General features: G+C 68.5%; 17 protein-coding genes. 8 read left to right on the top strand and 9 right to left on the bottom strand.

Features of this window, described 5'->3' with window-relative positions:
* Nucleotides 1-89 precede the first annotated feature (89 nt).
* The 4 genes from AAEX60_RS05065 (at nucleotide 90) to AAEX60_RS05050 (ending at nucleotide 2,912) form a co-directional block, all read left to right on the top strand.
* Nucleotides 90-1,301: a phosphoglycerate kinase gene (locus AAEX60_RS05065; protein WP_342101630.1), complete on the top strand. Its 1,212-nt coding sequence runs from the start codon at nucleotides 90-92 to the stop codon at nucleotides 1,299-1,301.
* Complete coding sequence (gene tpiA, locus AAEX60_RS05060; RefSeq protein ID WP_342101629.1) at nucleotides 1,301-2,095, top strand: triose-phosphate isomerase; 795 nt, start codon at nucleotides 1,301-1,303, stop codon at nucleotides 2,093-2,095. The genes AAEX60_RS05065 and tpiA overlap by 1 nt, the downstream gene beginning before the upstream one ends.
* Before the next feature lie 133 nt (nucleotides 2,096-2,228).
* On the top strand, nucleotides 2,229-2,471 hold the full coding sequence (gene secG, locus AAEX60_RS05055; protein WP_342101671.1) for a preprotein translocase subunit SecG: 243 nt from the start codon (nucleotides 2,229-2,231) through the stop codon (nucleotides 2,469-2,471).
* 84 nt (nucleotides 2,472-2,555) lie between these two features.
* Nucleotides 2,556-2,912, top strand: coding sequence for an RNA polymerase-binding protein RbpA (locus AAEX60_RS05050; protein ID WP_342101628.1), 357 nt, complete (start codon nucleotides 2,556-2,558; stop codon nucleotides 2,910-2,912).
* Between the two features lie 30 nt (nucleotides 2,913-2,942).
* Here the strand turns inward: AAEX60_RS05050 and pgl are convergent, their stop codons facing one another.
* The 4 genes from pgl to tal are packed head-to-tail and all read right to left on the bottom strand — an operon-like array spanning nucleotide 2,943 to nucleotide 7,348.
* A complete protein-coding gene (gene pgl / locus AAEX60_RS05045; protein WP_342101627.1) occupies nucleotides 2,943-3,674 on the bottom strand; it encodes a 6-phosphogluconolactonase in 732 nt (243 codons plus the stop codon).
* Nucleotides 3,671-4,642 carry a glucose-6-phosphate dehydrogenase assembly protein OpcA gene (locus tag AAEX60_RS05040; RefSeq protein WP_342101626.1) on the bottom strand — a complete coding sequence of 324 codons (972 nt, stop codon included), beginning with the start codon at nucleotides 4,640-4,642 and terminating at the stop codon, nucleotides 3,671-3,673. Before AAEX60_RS05040 ends, pgl begins: the two co-directional genes overlap by 4 nt.
* A gap of 12 nt (nucleotides 4,643-4,654) precedes the next feature.
* Nucleotides 4,655-6,187 (bottom strand): glucose-6-phosphate dehydrogenase, encoded by a 1,533-nt coding sequence (zwf, locus tag AAEX60_RS05035; protein WP_342101625.1) that lies wholly within the window; start codon nucleotides 6,185-6,187, stop codon nucleotides 4,655-4,657.
* Between the two features lie 48 nt (nucleotides 6,188-6,235).
* The gene (gene tal, locus AAEX60_RS05030) at nucleotides 6,236-7,348 is read right to left on the bottom strand and encodes a transaldolase (RefSeq protein WP_342101624.1); all 1,113 of its coding nucleotides are present in this window, start codon (nucleotides 7,346-7,348) and stop codon (nucleotides 6,236-6,238) included.
* A 301-nt stretch (nucleotides 7,349-7,649) separates the two neighbouring features.
* On the opposite strand from tal, the gene AAEX60_RS05025 reads away from it, so the two are divergent.
* Nucleotides 7,650-8,552, top strand: a complete 903-nt coding sequence (locus AAEX60_RS05025) for a heme o synthase (protein WP_342101670.1) — start codon at nucleotides 7,650-7,652, stop codon at nucleotides 8,550-8,552.
* Nucleotides 8,553-8,830: 278 nt separating this feature from the next.
* On the top strand, nucleotides 8,831-9,577 hold the full coding sequence (locus AAEX60_RS05020; RefSeq protein WP_342101623.1) for an SDR family oxidoreductase: 747 nt from the start codon (nucleotides 8,831-8,833) through the stop codon (nucleotides 9,575-9,577).
* Here the strand turns inward: AAEX60_RS05020 and AAEX60_RS05015 are convergent, their stop codons facing one another.
* The 4 genes from AAEX60_RS05015 to thrC are packed head-to-tail and all read right to left on the bottom strand — an operon-like array spanning nucleotide 9,578 to nucleotide 13,480.
* A complete protein-coding gene (locus AAEX60_RS05015) occupies nucleotides 9,578-10,507 on the bottom strand; it encodes a COX15/CtaA family protein (RefSeq protein ID WP_342101622.1) in 930 nt (309 codons plus the stop codon). It abuts the gene before it with no gap.
* On the bottom strand, nucleotides 10,495-11,292 hold the full coding sequence (locus tag AAEX60_RS05010) for an ABC transporter permease (protein ID WP_446721263.1): 798 nt from the start codon (nucleotides 11,290-11,292) through the stop codon (nucleotides 10,495-10,497). The genes AAEX60_RS05015 and AAEX60_RS05010 overlap by 13 nt, the downstream gene beginning before the upstream one ends.
* Nucleotides 11,289-12,023 (bottom strand): ABC transporter ATP-binding protein, encoded by a 735-nt coding sequence (locus AAEX60_RS05005; protein ID WP_342101621.1) that lies wholly within the window; start codon nucleotides 12,021-12,023, stop codon nucleotides 11,289-11,291. Before AAEX60_RS05005 ends, AAEX60_RS05010 begins: the two co-directional genes overlap by 4 nt.
* Nucleotides 12,024-12,040: 17 nt before the next feature.
* Nucleotides 12,041-13,480, bottom strand: coding sequence for a threonine synthase (gene thrC / locus AAEX60_RS05000; protein ID WP_342101620.1), 1,440 nt, complete (start codon nucleotides 13,478-13,480; stop codon nucleotides 12,041-12,043).
* Between the two features lie 160 nt (nucleotides 13,481-13,640).
* Here thrC and AAEX60_RS04995 point away from each other — a divergent pair, with 160 nt between their 5' ends.
* Both AAEX60_RS04995 and AAEX60_RS04990 read left to right on the top strand, forming a co-directional pair.
* The gene (locus AAEX60_RS04995) at nucleotides 13,641-13,967 is read left to right on the top strand and encodes a hypothetical protein (protein WP_342101619.1); all 327 of its coding nucleotides are present in this window, start codon (nucleotides 13,641-13,643) and stop codon (nucleotides 13,965-13,967) included.
* 4 nt (nucleotides 13,968-13,971) lie between these two features.
* Nucleotides 13,972-14,586 (top strand): hypothetical protein, encoded by a 615-nt coding sequence (locus tag AAEX60_RS04990; RefSeq protein ID WP_342101618.1) that lies wholly within the window; start codon nucleotides 13,972-13,974, stop codon nucleotides 14,584-14,586.
* Between the two features lie 87 nt (nucleotides 14,587-14,673).
* Here AAEX60_RS04990 and AAEX60_RS04985 read toward each other — a convergent pair whose 3' ends face one another.
* Nucleotides 14,674-17,130: a sodium-translocating pyrophosphatase gene (locus tag AAEX60_RS04985; protein WP_342101668.1), complete on the bottom strand. Its 2,457-nt coding sequence runs from the start codon at nucleotides 17,128-17,130 to the stop codon at nucleotides 14,674-14,676.
* Nucleotides 17,131-17,318: the final 188 nt, after the last annotated feature.

Here is a 17,318-nt window from a genome sequence, read left to right as displayed (position 1 = left end):
TGGGGCGCTCCGGCGTCCCACCCCGTTCGCACACCTGCACGACCCGGGGCGATGCCGCCCCACCCATTCCACGAAACGGAAGGATTGACGTGAAGTCGATCAAGGATCTCGGCGATCTCAAGGGCAAGCGGGTAGTCATCCGCTGCGATTTCAACGTGCCGCTGGACGGCGACACCATCACCGACGACGGCCGGATCAAGGCCGCCCTGCCCACCCTGACCGAACTGCGCGAGGCCGGGGCCCGCGTGGTGGTGCTGGCCCACCTGGGCCGCCCGAAGGGTGAGGTCAACCCCAAGTACTCCCTGGCTCCCGTCGCCAAGCGGCTCGGCGAGCTGCTCGGCACCGAGGTGAAGCTGGCCGGCGACGTAGTCGGCCCGTCGGCCCAGGAGACCGTGGCCGCCCTCGGCGACGGTGACGTGGCCCTGATGGAGAATGTCCGCTACGAGAAGGGCGAGGAGAGCAAGGACGAGGCCGAGCGCGTCGCCCTGGCCGAGAAGTACGCCGCCCTGGGTGACTTCTACGTCTCCGACGGCTTCGGCGTCGTGCACCGCAAGCAGGCGAGCGTCTACGACATCGCCAAGCTGCTGCCGTCGGCCGGTGGCCTGCTGGTCAAGAAGGAGGGCGACGTCTTCTCCAAGGTGCTGTCCGACCCGGACCGTCCCTTCGTCGTGGTGCTGGGCGGCGCCAAGGTGGCCGACAAGCTGGCCGTGATCGACAACCTGCTCAAGATCGCCGACACCGTGATCGTCGGTGGCGGCATGGCCTACACCTTCCTCAAGGCCGCCGGCTACGAGGTGGGCAAGTCGCTGATGGACGAGGCCTCGATCGAGGCCTGCAAGGGCTATGTCGAGCAGGCCAAGGCCGCCGGCAAGACCCTGCTGCTGCCGGTTGACGTGCGCGTGGCCAGCGGCATGGACTTCGACGCCAAGACCGTCGACGGCCCCGTCGAGGTCGTGAAGGTGGACGCCATCCCGGCCGACAAGATGGGCCTGGACATCGGCCCCGAGACCGAGAAGCTGTTCGGCGACGCCATCAAGGCCGCCAAGACCGTGGTCTGGAACGGCCCGATGGGCGTCTTCGAGATCAAGGAACTCAGCGAGGGCACCGCCGCGGTGGCCAAGGCGCTGACCGAGGTGGACGGCCTGAGCGTCGTCGGTGGTGGCGATTCCGCCGCCGCCGTGCGCGAGCTGGGCCACGCCGACGAGGAGTTCGGCCACATCTCCACCGGTGGCGGCGCCTCGCTGGAATACCTGGAGGGCAAGGAGCTCCCGGGTCTGACTGTTCTGGAAGGAAACAACTGATGGCACGCAAGCCGATCATGGCGGGCAACTGGAAGATGAACCTCGACCACGTCGAGGCCACCGGCCTGGTGCAGAAGCTCGCCTGGACGCTCAAGGACAAGGGCTACGACGAGGCCAAGTCCGAGGCCGTCGTGCTGGTTCCGTTCACCGACATCCGCACGGTGCAGACCCTGGTGGAGGGCGACCGGCTGCCGATTGCCTTCGGTGCCCAGGACGTCTCCACCCAGGACAAGGGTGCCTACACCGGTGAGGTCTCGGCCGCGATGCTGGCCAAGCTGAACTGCTCCTACGTGGTGGTGGGCCACTCCGAGCGTCGCCAGTACCACGCCGAGGACGACGCGACGGTCAATGCCAAGGCCAAGAAGGTGATCGAGCACGGCATGACCCCGATCATCTGCGTCGGCGAGGGGCTGGACATCCGCAAGGCCGGCAACCAGGTCTCCTACACCCTGGACCAGGTCAAGGGCGCCCTGGCGGGCATCAGCGCGGCCCAGGTGGCCAACCTGGTGATCGCCTACGAGCCCGTCTGGGCGATCGGCACCGGTGAGGTGGCCACCCCGGAGGATGCGCAGGAGGTCTGCGGGGCCATCCGTGAGGAGATCGGCAAGCTCTACGACGCCCCGACCGCGGAGGCCGTGCGGATCCAGTACGGCGGCTCGGTCAAGGCCAAGAATGTCGGCGAGCTGATGGCCAAGCCGGACGTCGACGGCGCCCTGGTGGGCGGCGCGAGCCTGGACCCGGAGGAGTTCGCCGGGATCGTGCGCTTCTACGAGCTGCCCGCCGTCTCCGCCTGATCGGGGAGCCGGTAGCAGCCGCTGCACCCGAACGGGGCGTCACCGCTGGTGACGCCCCGTTCGTCATGCCGGACGGAATGTGGATTTCCGTGAACGGTGGGTTACGCTTGCCCACGTGAATCTGGTACCGCTGATGTCCTGGCCCATCATGACGCTCTCCATCATCGTGGTGGTGTTGAGCGTGATCCTCGGCCTGTTCATCCTGCTCCACAAGGGGCGCGGCGGTGGCATGTCGGACCTCTTCGGCGGCGGCATGTCGACCTCGATGGGGGGAACCTCCGTCGCGGAGCGCAACCTGGACCGGCTGACGATCATCGTCGGCCTGCTCTGGTTGGCCACCATCATCGGCCTGTTGGCGCTCTACCGATTCGGCTGAGCACCCCTGCCGTCGTACCGACGCACCCGTGACGCGCATCGCGCGCCGTGGCAGTAACAAGCACGTGGAATGAGGAGAACGACTGTGGCAGGTGGCAGCGCCATCCGGGGAAGCCGCGTAGGAGCAGGGCCGATGGGGGAGGCGGAGCGCGGCGACGCGGCTCCGCGCCTGTACGTCTCCTACTTCTGCTCCAATGGGCATGAGACCCGCCCCGCCTTCGCCGCCGAGGCGGCGATTCCCGAGACCTGGGACTGCCCGCGGTGCGGGCTCCCGGCGAACATGGACAGCGAGAACCCGCCGCCCCCGCCGAAGATCCAGCCCTACAAGACCCACCTGGCCTATGTGAAGGAGCGCCGCTCCGAGTCCGAGGCCAAGGCGATCCTGGCCGAGGCCTTGGCTGGCCTGCGGGAACGCCGCAAGAACGGCGACATCATCTACTGAGCGGACCCGTCCGCCCAGCCCGTCCGCGGTTCAGAACTCGCAGCGATACTGCGGGATCTGGGCCGCGGACTGCTGGTCCAGGAACCACAGCGTCTCCACCGTACCGGCCACCTGGGCGCCGGGCGCGCTGCCGTCGCCGGTCAGCGCCTCCGCCACCGGGGCGGCCTTGTTGGCGCCGCTCACCCACAGCCACACCCGACGCGAGCGGTTGATGGCATTCAGGGTCAGGGTGATCCGTTCCGACGGCGGGTGCGGGAAGTCGGTCACGCCCACCACCAGGGAGCTGGTCTGGTCCGAACGCAGCGTGCCCGGGATGAGCGACGCCACGTGCCCGTCCTCGCCCATGCCCAGCAGGCAGATGTCGAAGACCGTCTCGCCCAGCTCGCGGGCATAGGCGAAGGCGGACTCGTCCGGGTCCGCCTTGCCGTCGCTGGCGGGCATGGGGTGGGTCTGCGCGCTGGACAGCTGCAGGGTGCGCGCCAGGATGGACAGGGCGCCCACGGCGTGCCGCTCGGGGTCCGTGGTGGGCACGAACCGCTCGTCGCCCCACCACAGGTGCAGCGCCGCCGGGTTCAGCCCACTGTCGGGCACCAGTTCCGCGAAGCGCTGGTAGATCCGGTTGGCGGTCCGGCCGCCGGTCAGGCACAGATGTACCGTCTCCTGCTTGGACTGCAGGTCCACCAGGGTGTCCAGCAGCATCTGGGCGGCATCGGCCACCAGCTCGTCGGTGTCCTGGTGCCGGAGCACCCGGGGAGCGGTCATGACTTCTTCTCCTTGGCGGGGGACGCCTTCCTGGCGGGCTGTTTGGCCGGCGGCGCCAGCTTCTGCCGTTCGTCCTCCCGGGCGAGCAGCATCTGGGTGGCCTGCTCGAAGATGGCGTCGGGATCCATCCGCCGCAGCTCCTCGGTGATCAGCTCGTTGATCTCGCGTCGCTTCAGCGCCACCTCCCGCGCGGGCTGGCCGGGCACCAGATAGGTGGCGGTGGGGGCGTCGGCGGGCCGCAGGATCGCGATGTCCCCGGCCGCCGTGGTCAGCCGCACCCCGGTGATACCGGGGCCCTTGGTGATCTCGCGCTTCACCTCCACGCCCAGCCGGGCCTGCAGCCAGGCCGCCATCAGCTCGGCCGGGGCATTGTCCTTGGCGGCCTCGACGGTGGCGTGTCGGACCCGGCCCGGGTACTGGTCCACCGCCGCCGCCAGCAGCGCCCGCCACGGGGTGAGCCGGGTCCAGGTCAGGTCGGTGTCGCCGGGGGAGTGGTAGCGGGCCCGCACCGCGACCGCCGCCACCGGGTCCTTGGCGCCGGCGGCGTCGGTGATCCGACGGGTGGCCAGCGCCCCCACCTGGTCCTCCGACGGGTGCTCCGGCGACTCCTTGGGCCACCAGACCACCACCTTGGAATCCGGCAGCAGCAGCGGCAGCACCACCGATCCACTGTGCTCGGACACCTCTCCGGACATCCGCAGCGTGATGATGTCGCCGGGGATGGTCTCGCCCATCCGGATCTCCGCGTCCAGCCGGGAATCAGTGCCCTCGCCGTGAACCACCACGAGGATCCGCGACGGGTGCTCCGCCCCGGCCTGCAGACAGGCCTGCAGCACCAGCTTGTAGTGCTTCTCCTGGGTGACCACCACCAGGGTGAAGGCCATCGCGGTGTTGCCGGTCTTGCGGTGCCCGTCGCGCAGCGCCTTGGCGATCTGGGCGGTGGAGGTCTTTTCCAGTTCGATGATCATGTCGCTCGCCTTTCAGGGACGTCGCCAGGTGAAGCCGTCACGGGCCAGCATCTCCACGCCGCTGGCGGGGCCCCAGGTGCCGGCGGCATAGCCGTCGGGCTTGCCCTGGTCGGCCCAGAAGTCCAGCACCGGGTCCAGGATCTTCCAGCCCAGCTCCACCTCCTCGTGCTGCGGGAACAGTGGCGGGTCGCCCAGCAGCACGTCCAGAATCAACCGTTCGTAGGCCTCCGGGGAGCTCTCGGTGAAGGAGCCGCCGTAGCCGAAGTCCATGCTCACCTCGCGGATCTCCATGGCGGTGCCCGGCACCTTGGCGCCAAAGCGCATGGTGACACCCTCGTCGGGCTGGATCCGCATCACCAGGGCATTGGTGCCCATCTCGGTGGTGTCGGTGTCGGCGAAGGGCAGGTGCGGGGCGCGCTTGAAGTTCAGGGCGATCTCGGTCACCCGGCGCGGCATCCGCTTGGCGGTGCGCAGGTAGAAGGGGACGCCGGCCCAGCGGCGGTTGTCGACGTCCACCCGGATGGCGGCATAGGTCTCGGTGGTCGAGTCCTTGGTGATGCCGTCCTCCTCCAGGTAGCCCTTGACCTGCTCACCGCCCTGCCAGCCGCCCAGGTACTGGCCGCGGGCGGTGTGCGCCGCCAGGTCCGACGGGGTGGACGCCGCCGCCAACACCTTGCGCTTCTCCGCCCGCAGTTTCGCGGCCTCGAAGTTGTTGGGCTCCTCCATGGCGGTCAGCGCCATCAGCTGCAGCAGGTGGTTCTGGATCACGTCCCGGGCGGCGCCGATCCCGTCGTAGTAGCCGGCCCGGCTGCCGATCCCGATGTCCTCGGCCATGGTGATCTGTACATGGCTGACGTAGTTGTTGTTCCAGATCGGCTCGAACATCTGGTTGGCGAAGCGCACCGCCAGCATGTTCTGCACGGTCTCCTTGCCCAGGTAGTGGTCAATCCGGAAGACCGACTCCGGCGGGAAGACGCTGCCCACCACCCGGTTCAGCTCCTGCGCGCTCTCCAGGTCATGACCGAACGGCTTCTCGATGATCACCCGGCTCCACCGGCCATTGTTCTGACTGGCCAGGCCGTGCCGCCGCAGCTTGCTCACCACGCCGTCGAAGCTGCCCGGTGGGATGGACAGGTAGAAGGCATTGTTGCCGGCCGTGCCCTGGCTCTCCTCCAGGTCCGCCAGCGTCTCCTGCAGCGCGGCGAAGCCCTCGTCGTCGCGGAAATTGCCCTGGACGAAGCGGATCCCGCGGCGCAGCTGGGTCCACACCTCCTCCTTGAAGGGAGTGCGGGCATTGCTCTTGATGGCCTCCAACACCACCTGGGCGAAGGCGTCATCGTCCCATTCCCGACGGCCATAACCCACCAGGGCGAAGCCGGGGGGCAGCAGGCCGCGGTTGGCCAGGTCATAGACGGCGGGCAGCAACTTCTTGCCGGCCAGGTCACCGGTGACGCCGAAGATCACCAGGGCGCAGGGGCCGGCGATCCGGGGAAGCCGCCGGTCGCGGGGGTCGCGCAGCGGGTTGGGGCGGGTCTGGTCGCTCACGGGGGCTCCTTGCCGGCAATGGTGGGTCAGGGGGGCGGGAGGTCAGGTTCAGGGCTTCGACCCCTGCAGCGCAGAACCTACGCTACCGACGAGCTCCGCCCAGGAGGCGTTGAACTTCGAGACACCCTCGGTCTCCAGCTGGGCCACGACGTCGTCCAGGTCGACCCCCACCTCGGTCAGCTTGCCCATCACGTCGATCGCGTCGTCGATCTGGTCGCTGATGGTGTCCCCGGTGATCTCCCCGTGGTCCGCGACGGCGTCCAGGGTCTTCTCCGGCATGGTGTTGACGCAGCCGTCGGCCACCAGCTGGGTGACGTACATGGTGTCCTCATAGTCCGGGTTCTTCACCCCGGTGGAGGCCCACAGCGGGCGCTGCGGGTGGGCGCCGCGGGCCTTGAGGACGCCCCAGCGCGGGCTGGTCATCACCTCCAACCAGGCGGCATAGGCAATCCGGGCATTGGCCAGGGCGGCCTGGCCACGCAGGGCCAGGGCCTCGTCGGTGCCGATCTCGGTCAGCCGCTTGTCCACCTCGGTGTCGACGCGGGAGACGAAGAAGCTGGCCACCGAGTGGATCTCGTCGATGTCCCGGCCGGCCGCCAGGGCATCCTCCAGACCGCCCAGCCAGGCGTCGAGCACGGCGCGGTAGCGCTCGATGGAGAAGATCAGGGTGACGTTCACGCTGATCCCGGCGGCGATGGTGCGTCGGATGGCGGCCAGCCCGGGCTCGGTGGCCGGGATCTTGACCAGCAGGTTGGGCCGGTCCACCAGGGCATGCAGCTGCTGCGCCTGCTCCACGGTGGCGTCCGGGTCCATCGCCAGGCCGGGCTCCACCTCGATCGAGACCCGGCCGTCCACGCCGTCGGTCTCCTCATGGATCTGGGTGAACAGGTCGCAGGCGTCGCGCACGTCGGTGGTGGTCAGGGCGCGGATCACGTCGTCGACGTCGGTGGTGCCGGCCGCGACCAGCTGGGAGACCTGGCCCGAATAGGCCTGGCCGTCGGACAGGGCGACGGCGAAGATGGTGGGATTGGTGGTCACCCCCGTGACCGACTTCTCGGCGATCAGGCTGGCGAGGTTTCCGCTGGTCAGGCGCTCCCGGGAGAGGTCGTCGAGCCAGATGGAGACCCCGGCGTCGGCAAGCTGGTTGAGACGGTCGTTCACGATTCCTCCTGGGCAGGATGGTGCTGTGATCACGGCTGAATGATTCCTGGCTCCACCGTATCGGGGCGATGCACCAAGCTGCGGCACGACGGAATCGGAAAAGTGATTGACAGTGCGTACAATCGACGGAGTTTCCCCTGCCGAGCGGGGGGCGGGCAGCCGGCGCCGGCCGCGCCCGGGGGAGGATTGAGTGACCACGCACAGCACTGCCGAGAACGCCGCGCGCACCACCGGGGGCGTCGTCGGACGAGGCAGCGACGCTGGACGCGGCGCCGATGCCGCCCAGGCCGCGGACACCGAGCTGCATCTGGGCAGGGCCAGCGCGCTGGACGTGGTCAAGGCCTATGTGGCGCTCACCAAGCCGCGGATCATCGAGCTGCTGCTCACCACCACCCTGCCGGTGATGTTCCTGGCTGCCGGGGGAGTGCCGCCGCTGGCCGTCGCCGCCTGGACCATGCTCGGCGGTCTGTTGAGCGCCGGCAGCGCCAACTCCTTCAACTGCATCCTGGATGCCGACATCGACGAGAAGATGCGCCGCACGCGCCGCCGTCCGATGCCTCGTCACCAGGTGCCCACCCGCAGCGCCTACGTCTTCGCGATCTCCTTGGCGGTGCTGTCCACCCTGATCCTGGGTCTTGGCGCCAACTGGCTCTCCGCCGGCTTGGCGCTGGCCGCCAATGCCTTCTACGTCTTCGTCTACACCCTGTGGCTGAAGCGCTCCACCAGCCAGAACATCGTCTGGGGTGGGATCGCCGGCTGTTTCCCGCCGCTGATCGGCTGGACCGCCATCACCGGCCGGGTGGACTGGGCGCCGCTGATCCTCTTCCTGGTGGTCTTCTTCTGGACCCCGCCGCACACTTGGGCGCTGGCCTTCCGCTACCGCGAGGACTACGCCGCGGCCGAGGTGCCGATGCTTCCCGTCGTGATGGACGCCGTTGGCGTCTGCCGTCGGATCCTGGCCTACTCGGTGGCCACCGTCGCCACCACCCTGACCCTGTGGCCGGTGGCGCACACCGGCTGGCTCTACCCGCTGGTCGCTGCCGTCTCGGGTGCCGTCTTCCTGTGGGAGGCCTGGCAGCTGCTGCAGCGCGCCAAGGCCGGCAAGCGGGATTCCGAGCTCAAGGCGATGCGCCTGTTCCACTGGTCCAACAGCTACCTGGCCATCCTCTTCCTGGCCATCGCGATCGATCCGCTGATCTTCTGACACGCACGGGGGTTCCGCCCCCGTGGACCCCCACCGCGGGGGACTGCGTCCCCCCAACCCCCCAAAGAAACCTGCCGGGTCGTGCGGGTGCCCGGTCGTCAGGTCTGCCGGTTCGTTCCTCACCGCTCGTAGCGACCTTGGTGGGCGAGCCCCGGTGGTCACCGGGGGGACATGCTGCGGCGCGGAGTGGGATGACCGGGCGCCTGCGCGCCACGGGCGAGCGGGGCGGCCCCGATAATCGGTTGTCCGTGGGCCCTCCCCTGCGCTTGGCTGGGGGCATGAAGCGAGTGCTGATCACCGGAGTGGGCCGCCGACAAGCGATCGGGGCGGCGATTGCCCGTCGCCTGGCATCCGACGGGTGGAGCCTCGCCCTGGGCTACCACGCCGACTATGACCGGCGGGTGATGCACCAGGATTGCGACGTCGAGCTGCTCGCCCAGGAACTGCGGGCGTCGGGCACCAGCGTCGTGCTGGTCCCGGGGGACCTCTCGGACCCGGACGTTCCTGCGGCCGTCGTGCAACGGGTCCGGACGGAACTGGGTGTGCTGGATGCCCTGGTGATGAGCCACTGCGAGAGCGTCGACTCGGACTACTTCAGCACCACCGTGGAGAGTTTCGACCGACACTATGCCGTCAACGTCCGGGCGCCGTGGCTGCTCACCCGGGCCTTCGCGGAACAGACCGGGCCCGACGGGGGAGCGGTGCTGGCCCTGACCAGTGACCACGTCGCCTTCAACCTGCCCTATGGCGTCACCAAGGGCGCCCTGGACCGGCTGGTGATCGCCGGCGCCACCGAACTGGCCGAGCGCCGGATCCGGTGCAATGTGATCAACCCCGGGCCGATCGACACCGGCTGGATGGACGACGCCACCCGCCAGACGCTCAGCGGTCGGACGCCGGGCGGCCGGCTCGGTGGTCCGGAGACCACGGCCCACCTGGTGGCCTTCCTGCTGTCCGAGCAGGGCAGCTGGATCAATGGCCAGCGCCTGTTCAGCGACGGGGGCTTCAACCCCACGCGGGTGTGATCAGGCGGGCAACCCGCGGCGGGTGCCGTAGTAGACCCAGCTGACCGCGGTGGTCACCAGACCGATACCGATCATGTGGCAGATCACCAGGCCCAGCGGCAGCCCGTTGAAGTACTGGGCATAGCCGATGGCGCCCTGCAAGAGCTCCGCTGCCAGCAGCCACTTCACCAGGCTGCGCAGCCGGATGTTCCCCTGCTGGACGGCCATTGCCAACAGGGCCAGGGTCAGCGCCACCACCACCCAGATGGTCCAGGCATGCGCCTTCGCCACCGTTTCGATGTCCAGGTTGTTGCGGGCCGCGCCGTGGTCGCCCGAATGCGGGCCGGCGCCGGTCACGACGGTGCCGAGCCACAGGCCGAACGTCATCAGCCAGAACAGCACCACCACCAGCGTGCGTTGCCGGGGCGTGACCGCCACCGGGGTGCCGTCGCTGGTCTGCTGCACCAGCTTCACGCACCAGGCGATCAGCATCACCGAGAGCAACAGGTGCAGTGCCACCACCCACGGGTTCAGGTGGGTCAACACGGTGATGCCGCCAATCACCCCTTGGAAGGGGATTCCGGCGAAGATCAACCAGGCCAGGGTGATTTCCCGCTGGGGAGCCCGGCTCCGGATGGCGGTGACCACCGTGGCGATCGCGATGGCCATCAGTACGAAGGTCAGCGTCCGGTTGCCGAACTCGATGTAGGAGTGCCAGCCCAGCGCCGGGTGGGCCGTGTAGGAGTCGTCGCTGCACTTGGGCCAGGTGTCGCAGCCCAGCCCGGAGGCGGTCAACCGCACCACGGCGCCGGAGACGATGATCCCGCAATTGGCCACCAGGTTGGCAATGCTCCAGTTGCGCAGCGCCCGACGGCTGCCGAAGAACCGGCCCTGCCAACCCGTCGGGGCGGGGGCGTTGGCGGCGGTGGGTGAAGGGGTCACGACGTCCATCGGAATGCCTTTCGGGCCAGCAGGTGGGCCAGGGCGGCCCAGATCAACAGGACAACCAGTGCAGACCAGGTGACGCCGCCGGTGGTCCAGTGCCGCAGCACCTCACCCAGTGCACCCGTCGGCGTGGCCGCGATCACGGGCCGCAGCGCGGCGGGGAAGGAGCTCACCGGCCACATGATGCCGCCGGCCAGCAACCCAACCAGGTAGATGATGTTGGCTAGGGCCAGGGTGGCCTCGGCCCGCAGCAGCCCGGCCATGGCCAGCGCCAGGTTGGCGAAGACGAACATCGCCAGCGGGACGGCCAGCAACAGCACCGGCCACTGCATCGCCGACGGCGTGATCCGCCAGCCCAGGGCCTGGCCGATGGCACCCAGCAGCAGGAACTGCCCGGTGGCGATCATGGTGATCCCCAGCGCCTTGCCGGCCAACAACCCACCGTGGCCCAGCGGCGTGGCCGAGAGCCGTTCCAGTACGCCGTAGCGGCGCTCGAAGGCCGTCGCGATGGCCAGCGACGTGAAGCAGGAACTCCACACGGCGAGGGCCAGCACATTGGGCGCAATGGTGTTCTCGGTGATGCCGTAGCGGCCCCCGGCGAAGTGCCCGAAGAAGAGCAGACCCAGTGGGATCAGCAGCGCCACCATCAGCTGTTCCCCATTGCGCAGGATCAGCCGTGCCTCGGTCAGGGCGTGGTTCAGGATCATCCGGCCCCGGGCCGCGGCCGCGGCTTGCGGGGTGAAGTCCAGCGGGGTGTCGACGGCGGGAATCCGGCGGGCGGTGGGGCTCATCGTTCTCCTCCCACCCGGGCGGTGGTGTTGGCCAGGAAGACGTCCTCCAGGCTGTCCTCGCGGGTGAGTTCGGCGACGGTGCCGCTGACCACCACCCGGCCGCGGTCCACCATCCACACCTGGTCCGCCAGCCCCGCGGCCTCGTCCATGGCGTGGGTGGTGAGCAGCACGGCGACGCCGTCGTCGCGCAGCTTCTGGATCACGCTCCAGGTGTGGCGCCGCACGTGCGGGTCCATCCCCGCGGTGGGCTCGTCCAGGAAGACCAGCTCGGGCCGCCCGACCAGGGCGCCGGCGAGGTTGACGCTCTGCTGCTGCCCGCCGGACAGCCGACGGTAGGGGGTCCGGGCGAAGTCACCGATGCCCAGCAGGTCGATCAGCTCGTCGACGGGCTGCGGATTGGCGTACAGCCCGGCCAGGTAGCGCAGCAGCTCGTCGGCCTTGATTCCGCTCCAGGCGCCGGTGGACTGGGGCATCAGGCCAATCCGGCTGGCGGCCTCGGTGCTGCCAGGGATCTCACCGAGTACCCGGATCTGACCGGAATCCGGCCGCACCAACCCGGTGCAGCAGCGGATCATGGTGGTCTTGCCGGCGCCATTGGGGCCCAGGACCGCGGTGATCTGCCCGGGCAGCGCGCTGAGCGTCAGGCCATCGAGGGCGGTCTTGTGTCCAAAGGTCACCACCACGTCGCTGAGGTCCAGAGCGGGCTCGCTCGGGTGGAGGGTTGAAGTCACCGCGACAGTCTAGACGGTCAGGACGTGGCCACTCGTTGAGCGATCAATTCCTTGAGCGCGTCGACGTCCTTGGGCAGGTCGACGACGTGCCGGGGCAACTCGTCCAGGTGGGCGAAGGCGGCCGGCACCTCGGGCTCGCGGCCCAGCGCCTCCCGGATGGTCTCGGCGAACTTCACCGGCAGCGCGGTCTCCAGCACGATCATCGGTGCCTCGCTCCCCGAGCCCGTGCCCTGCGCCACCTTCACCCCGTCGGCGGTGTGTGGGTCGATCATCACGCCATGGTCCGCCCAGACCTGGCGGATGGTGGCCACCCGGTCGGCGTGCGTGGAGGAGCCGGAGGCGAAGCCGTAGCGCTCCCGCAGGCTCTGGAACTCCTCGGTCCCCGACAGGTCGAAGTAGCCCTGGCTGGTGAGCTGCTGGCCGAACAGCTCGGCCACGCGCTGGCCGTCGCGGCCCAGCAGGTCGAAGACGAATCGCTCGAAATTGCTGGCCTTGGAGATGTCCATGCTGGGGCTGGAGGTCTCCAGCGTCTCCGCGGAACTGCGCACTCGGTAGACGCCGGTGCGGAAGAACTCGTCCAGCACGTTGTTCTCATTGGTGGCCAGCAGCAGCGTGTCGATGGGCAGCCCCATCTGGCGGGCGACGTGACCCGCACAGATGTTGCCGAAGTTGCCGCTGGGCACGCAGAAGCTGACCCGCTGGTCATCCTCGGTGGTGACCTGGAGCCAGGCCGCCACGTAGTAGACCACCTGCGCCACCAGCCGCGCCCAGTTGATCGAGTTGACCGCGCCGATGGAGTGCTCCGCCTTGAAGGCCAGGTCATTGCTGACCGCCTTGACCAGGTCCTGGCAGTCGTCGAAGAGACCCTCGACGGCGATGTTGACGATCCGCGGGTCATTGATGCTGAACATCTGGGCCTGCTGGAAGGGGGTCATCCGGCCGGCCGGGGTCAGCATGAAGACCCGGACGTGCTCCCGCCCGCGCATCGCGTACTCGGCGGCCGATCCGGTGTCGCCGCTGGTGGCGCCCAGGATGTTCATCTGGCGGCCGCGGCGCGCCAGCTCGTATTCGAAGAGCTGGCCCAACAGCTGCATCGCCATGTCCTTGAAGGCGGCGGTGGGGCCGTTGGAGAGGTGGCACAGCCACAGCCCGTCGCCCAGCTCCTGCACCGGAGCCACCTCGGGGGTGCCGAAGACGTCCTCATTCCAGGCCCGCTGGCAGATGCCGCGCAGGTCCTCGGCGGGGATGTCGTCGATGAACTCGCCCAGGATGATGGTTCCCAGCCCGGCATAGCCCTCGTCGTCCCAGACCCGACGTAGTTCGGCCAGTCGCCCGCCGATCTGCGGGTACTCGACGGGCAGGTAGAGCCCGCCGTCGGGGGCCAGCCCCTCCAGCACGATGTCGCAGAAGGGGGCTCCCGGGTCGCCGGGCAGGGAACGGGTGGAGATGTAGCGCACGGCCCAACCCTAACCAAACGGACATGGCCGGTGTCGGGCATCCCAGTGCGTGGTGCCCGTTCCGAAACGAGCGGGACGGCTGTGCTGCCCCGACGGGATTCACGAATTGTTCATGTAATCCATGGGTTGACACGAACATGTTTGGGGCAGGCTGGTGGTCATGAAGAACACGCTGACAATTCCCGTGGTCCTCGTCACCCTGACACTGCTGTTCACCGTCCTCCCGGACCGTCCCGTGACCCTGCTCTCGGTGGGGGTTGCCCTCATCGCAGCAGCCGCCTTCGAGGTGGGGGCGTGGTTGGCCCCGCCGTGGAAGGGCCCGGTCAAGTCCCTGCAGTTGGTGGGTGGCGGCCTGGCCAGTGCCGCGGCCATGCTGCTGTTCACCCAGAACCCCGGAATGGCGGCGCTGATCGGGATCGTCGCCGCCCTGATGATCGGTGCGCTGGCCGCAGGCTCGGCGCGCGGCAAGGCCGAGGCGGCAGAATAGCCGGGTGACCGCATCCGATCCCCAGGGCCACCGGCAGGACGACTGGCTGACCGCCATCGGCCGGGCCCAGGAGGCCCTGGCCGCGGCGGAGCGGCGCCTGGCCGAGAGCGTCCGACGGGCCAGGGATGAGGGTCGCACCTGGCAGCAGATCGCCGACGTGCTGGGGGTCACCCGCCAGGCCGCCTTCAAACGCTTCGGCCACCCCACCGATCCCCAGACCGGGGAACCACTGCACCCGCACCCCGCGCTGGACGTCGCCGGGCTGACCGCCGAGGCCTTCCGGCTCTTCCTGGACGGAGAGCTGGAGCAGGTGCGCTCCCGGATGACGCAGGTGTGTGCCCGGGAGTTGTCCAAACGGCGGATTGCCGCCGTGCACGACGAGGTGCTGGCCGCCTACGGCGAGCGGGCAGAGGTGGCCGCGGTCAGCGTCCACATCCCGACGGGGGAGCGGCTGTCCGACGGCGCGGTGGAGCTGGTAGGCGGGCGGCCCTCGGCCGTCGGCCGGGTGTTGCTGCGCTTCGAGGCCGCCGAGCTCGTGGGTCACGCGGTGATCAACCGGGCTGGCCGGATTGCCGGAATGACCGTCCGGCCCGTGGAGCTGGAGACCTGGCCGCTGTAGAAGTTGGACAAGCGTACTGACCGCATCGGGCACCGCCTTCGGTGCCGGATGCGGTCAGTTGTGAGGTCAAGCCATAGCGAGGTGCCCTCAGGCCTCGACTGCCACCCGCTTCTCCTCGTCCAGAGCTGCCTGGACATCGGCCATGCTGCGGTTGATCCGCATTCCGTAGAAGGAGCGGTGGACGAACCAGACACTGACCAGGAAGAAGACCGCCGCCAGGGCGTGGGTGATGGTCTTGTTGCTGATGGAGACGGCCAGGTCCACCGCAAGCAGCCCGAACAGGGTGGTGAACTTGATGATCGGGTTCAGCGCCACCGACGAGGTGTCCTTGAACGGGTCCCCGACGGTGTCACCCACCACGGAGGCGTCGTGCAGCTCGGTGCCCTTGGCATCCAGGTCCACCTCCACGATCTTCTTGGCGTTGTCCCAGGCGCCGCCGGCATTGGCCATGAAGATGGCCTGGTAGAGCCCGAACAGCGCGATGGAGATCAGGTAACCGATGAAGAAGTAGGGGTCGGCGAAGGCGAAGGACAGAGTGGCGAAGAAGACGCCCAGGAAGATGTTGAACATCCCCTTCTGCGCGTACTGGGTGCAGATCTGCACCACCCGCTTGGAGTCCTCGGTGCTGGCCTTGGTGATGCCGTCCAGTTGCATGGTCTCCTTGATGAACTCCACCGCCCGGTAGGCGCCGGTGGTCACGGCCTGCATGGAGGCGCCGCTGAACCAGAAGATCACCGCGCCGCCCATTACCAGGCCCAGCAGGAAGGGGGCGTGCAGCAGGCTGAGCGAGGCCACCGCCTGCTGGTTCTCCATCCCTTGGGTCAGGCCCATGATGATCGAGAAGATCATGGTGGTGGCACCCACCACCGCGGTGCCGATCAGCACCGGCTTGGCGGTGGCCTTGAAGGTGTTGCCCGCGCCGTCGTTCAGCTCCAGCCAGTGCTTGGCCTTCTCCCAGTCGACGTCGAAGCCGAAGTCCCGCTTCAGCTCCTCGGCGGCGCCGGGGAGCTGCTCGATGGTGGACAGCTCGAAGACCGACTGGGCATTGTCGGTGACCGGGCCGTAGGAGTCGACGGCGATGGTCACCGGCCCCATTCCCAGGAAGCCGAAGGCCACCAGGCCGAAGGCGAAGACCGCCGGCGCCACCATCAGGGTCCCCAGCCCCAGGGTGGAGATGCCGTAGGCGATGCCCATCAGGCCGATGATCGCGCTGCCGATCCAGTAGGCGGAGAAGTTGCCCGCCACCAGGCCCGACAGGATGTCGAGGCTGGCGCCGCCCTCCTTGGCGGAGACCACCACTTCCTGGACGTGCCGGGAATTGGTGGAGGTGAAGGCCTTGACCAGTTCCGGGATCAGGGCGCCGGCCAGTGTGCCGCAGGAGATGATCGTGGCCAGCTTCCACCACAGTGAGCCGTCGCCCAGATCATGGATCATGGCGAAGCTGGTCAGGTAGGTGAGGGCAATGGAGACGGCGCTGGTCAGCCAGACCAGGGTGGACAGCGGCTTCTCGAAGTCCATGTCATCCGCGTCGGCGTACTTCGCCCGGGTGAGGCTCTGGTTGACCAGGTACGACAGGAAGGAGGCGGCCACCATCACCACTCGGATGAAGAAGATCCACACCAGCAGGGTGACCTGGGTGGTCTGGTACTCGGCCCCCGCGGTGTGCTGGTTGATGGCCAGCAGGATGAAGGTGATCAGCGCGACGCCGGTCACACCGTAGGTCTCGAAACCGTCGGCCGACGGGCCCACCGAGTCACCGGCATTGTCACCGACGCAGTCGGCGATCACGCCGGGGTTGCGGGCGTCGTCCTCCTTGATCTTGAACACGATCTTCATCAGGTCGGCGCCGATGTCGGCGATCTTGGTGAAGATGCCGCCGGCGATCCGCAGGCACGCGGCACCCAGGGACTCGCCGATGGCGAAGCCGATGAAGCAGGAGCCGGCCAGGTTGCCCGGCAGGAAGAGCATGATGAACAGCATCATGAACAGCTCGACGCTGATCAGCACCATGCCCACGCTCATCCCGGAGCGCATCGGGATGTCGAAGGTGGGGAAGGGCTTGCCCGCCAGCGACGCGTGGGCCGAACGGGAGTTGGCGAAGGTGTTGACCCGGATCCCGAACCAGGCGATCCCGAAGGAGCCGGCCATTCCGATCAGGCTGAACAGCAGCACCACCAGCACCCGCCACAGCGGCATGTGCATCAGGAACAGGAAGTAGACGAAGATCACCGTCGCGATGAAGGCCCACAGCAGCATCAGGAAACGCGCCTGCTGCGCCAGGTAGGCCTTGCAGGTGGTGTAGATCAGCTCGCTGATCTCCTGCATGGAGCGGTGCACCGGCATCTTGCGCAGGGAGCTGAAGGTGGCGATCCCGAAGGCGATGCCGGCGGCGCAGACCAGCAGGCCGATCATCAGCAGGATTCGGCCGGACATCCCGAAGAACTCCGCTCGGGACAGGTCGGGCAACTGGAGGTTGGCCTCACCACCCGCATGGCCTTCCGTGCTGCCACCACCTCCCGAGCAGCCGGCCAGGGCCAGCAGCAGCGCGGTTCCGGCGCCGAGCGCCCACCGGCTGCCGCGACGGCCTCCGGGGGCGCTGGGGGCGTGAGGGTGTTCTTGGTCCCATCCATTGCTGGACACGGTCTACCTCTTCATCGAAGTTTCTGCAGTCACCCATGTGGCTGGGGCGTCGACTTGTGGCGCCACTAGGTCAAACCCTATGACTGGCCACC

Source organism: Luteococcus sp. H101 (assembly GCF_038433155.1).
Classification (GTDB): domain Bacteria; phylum Actinomycetota; class Actinomycetes; order Propionibacteriales; family Propionibacteriaceae; genus Luteococcus.
This window is presented reverse-complemented; position numbering and strand designations above follow the sequence as displayed.

What these genes read in the sequence shown, in the direction of transcription:
- tpiA (WP_342101629.1), top strand. Translation starts at nt 1,301, where the DNA reads ATGGCACGCAAGCCGATCATGGCGGGCAACTGGAAGATGAACCTCGAC.
- secG (WP_342101671.1), top strand. Translation starts at nt 2,229, where the DNA reads ATGTCCTGGCCCATCATGACGCTCTCCATCATCGTGGTGGTGTTGAGC.
- pgl (WP_342101627.1), bottom strand. Translation starts at nt 3,674, where the DNA reads ATGACCGCTCCCCGGGTGCTCCGGCACCAGGACACCGACGAGCTGGTG.
- AAEX60_RS05040 (WP_342101626.1), bottom strand. Translation starts at nt 4,642, where the DNA reads ATGATCATCGAACTGGAAAAGACCTCCACCGCCCAGATCGCCAAGGCG.
- AAEX60_RS05020 (WP_342101623.1), top strand. Translation starts at nt 8,831, where the DNA reads ATGAAGCGAGTGCTGATCACCGGAGTGGGCCGCCGACAAGCGATCGGG.
- AAEX60_RS05015 (WP_342101622.1), bottom strand. Translation starts at nt 10,507, where the DNA reads ATGGACGTCGTGACCCCTTCACCCACCGCCGCCAACGCCCCCGCCCCG.
- AAEX60_RS05010 (WP_446721263.1), bottom strand. Translation starts at nt 11,292, where the DNA reads ATGAGCCCCACCGCCCGCCGGATTCCCGCCGTCGACACCCCGCTGGAC.
- AAEX60_RS04995 (WP_342101619.1), top strand. Translation starts at nt 13,641, where the DNA reads ATGAAGAACACGCTGACAATTCCCGTGGTCCTCGTCACCCTGACACTG.